This is a genomic window from Streptomyces sp. NPDC059456, from assembly GCF_042750055.1.
GTDB lineage: Bacteria > Actinomycetota > Actinomycetes > Streptomycetales > Streptomycetaceae > Streptomyces.
On the sequence record NZ_JBHYVA010000898.1, the window covers coordinates 533 to 2,856 of the forward strand.

Below are 2,324 nucleotides of genomic sequence, written 5' to 3' on the forward strand. Positions count from 1 at the left end.
TGCGGGGGGGCCTATCCCCCCCCCGCCGGCCTAAATCCTATCTCGCACTCGGTGATCACCCCCCGCCCCCCCCCGGGGGCAGTTTGCGCCGGCGCGGGTCCGGCGAGGGGGAATTCGTGACCGATCAGCCGTCAGGCGACGAGGTCGAAGAGCACCTTGGACACGGACTTGGTGGCCTTTTCCACCGTGCGGATGACCGGCTTGGCCACCGTGGTGGCGACGCGTCCGCCGCCGCGGGTGACGAGACCCAGCGCCGTACGACCCGCGGACGAGACGAATTCACCGCTGGTGAAGCCGTATTCGATTCCCGTGGCGATGGCGCTGACCCCGGCGGCGACGACGGAGACGCCGAGGCAGACCGCGGCGATGCTGCCGAGAACGGGTGCCGCCGGGAAGAACACGCACGACACGGCGAAGCCGGTCGCCAGCAGCCCGGCAGCCGTGCTGACCTTGTCGGCGCTGTCAGCCCACCACTTGGCGTCGTTCCACCATTCGTCCTTGCCCGGCTGCGTCCCCTTGGGGTTGACCGTGTCATTGGTCGGCGTGTCGGAGGGGTTGCGGTTCGCGTCCCGGTCCTTCTGCGCCTGCTCGGCGGCGACGCGCGCCGCTTCCTTCACCTCCGCGGTCCGCTTGTCCGCGGCGATCTGGCGTGCCTCGGCGGCGGCCGCGGCAGCCGCCTTGGCGTCCCGGCCCGCGGCGAGCTCGGCCTGGTGGGCGTCGGCTGCGGAGGCCTGGGCGCTGTAGGCGGAGGCCAGTGCACTGCGGGCCGCGTCGACGGCACGGTTCGCCGAGAGGTTCGCCGCGCGGGAGGCGCTCTGGGCGGTGGCGGCGGCGTCCTTGGCCTTGTTCGCGGAGGCCTGGGCATCGGCGGCGGACTTGTCCGCCGCGTCCGCGTGCTGACGGGCCTGGTCCTTGTAGCCGTCGGCCAGTTTCGCCGAGTCCAGCGCCTTCTGCGCCCACTCCTGGGCCATGGCTCCGGCATCCCGGGCCACTGCCGCGACCTGGGAGGCGAGTGCCGCGTCCCGCTGCGCCTCCTGGGCGATCCTGGCCGCTGCCGCGATGGTCGCCTGCATGGCGGCGGCGTGGCTGAGGGAGTCGTAGTCGAGCTGGGCGGCCCGGTGCTGGACGGACTGCACGAAGCGCCGGCGCATCCAGGCGGGGCCCTCCAGGGCGACCTCGGCATAGGCCTTGGAGTACAGGTCTCCGTTGGCCGCCACCTTGATGGTGGAGACGGCGTCGTCCTGTTCGACGGCCTTGGCCAGGTCCTCGTCGAAGAACTTCTGGAGGGCTGCGGGGGTGTTGGCGTTGAGCGCGTCGTTGGCGGCCTTGGTGACGGCGCTTCCGGGCTTCTCGTGAAGGATCTTGAGGATGTTGACCCGGTTGTCCTCGGCACGTGACTTGATGACGCCGGAGGTGTTGAAGTCGCCTTCCGCGGGAATGCCGCCGGCGAGGGCCTGAACGGCCGCCTTCGCTACGGCCGGCTCGGCGACCTGGGCGATGAAGAGGATGGTCTCGCGGTCGTCCTGGGACTCGGCGAGCTGCCGGTCGAGGTCGATCCAGGAGAAGACGTCCTCGTCGGATCCGGCGAGTGCGAAACGGGCGGCCTGGCGGGTCCAGGTGCCCCGGGAGTCCAGCAGTGCGACGGCTGCCCGGCGGCCGAGGGTGGCGGCTGCGGCGAGGTCGTCCTTGCCGAGCGCCTGCTCAGCCTTGGCCACGAGGTCCTTGGTGGCCTGGGCGGTCTGCTGCGCCTGGGTGCGCTTGTTCAGGTCGGCCGCGCGTTCGCTCTTGTCCACCTGGGCGAGTTGCGCCGCTTCCTTCATGCCTTGCAGCTTGTCGGCCTCCAGGGTGGCCGCCTCGGCGGCGCGGGCGTTCTTCTCCACCGCGATGGCGTCCTCGACGGCCTTCGTCGCGAGGTTGGCAGCCTTGACCGCCTCGTCGGCGTAGGCGGTCGACTTGTTGGCGAAGTCGATGGCCTGACCGGCGTACTTGACGGCTTCCTCCGCGGCGTCGGCGGCCCGCTCCGCGTGCCCGGCGGCGGACTTGGCCGCGCTGTTGGCCGTACGTGCGGCCTGCGCGGCGGTCGAGGCGAGCGCCTGGGCCGTGGAAGCGGCGTTGGTCGCCTGGTTGGCGGCACTGGAGGCGATGTCGGCCTGGCGCCTGGCCTCGGCCGCCTCGCCCTGGGCGGCGCCGGAGGCCTCGGCCGCCTGGGCCGGCGCCCCCCCGGCCGGGGGCGGGGGGCCGCCCGCGGGCCGGCGGGGCCCAACGGGCCGGTGCGCCAGGGTGCGGGGGGGTTGTATCGATAGCGCACCCAAACAAACCCCAGG

At 72.6% G+C, this 2,324-nt stretch carries 1 pseudogene; it reads right to left on the reverse strand.

Annotated features, from left to right (window positions below):
- Window positions 1–131: 131 nt before the first annotated feature.
- Window positions 132–2,324, reverse strand: a pseudogene (locus ACFXA3_RS40240) (hypothetical protein); the annotation flags it as partial.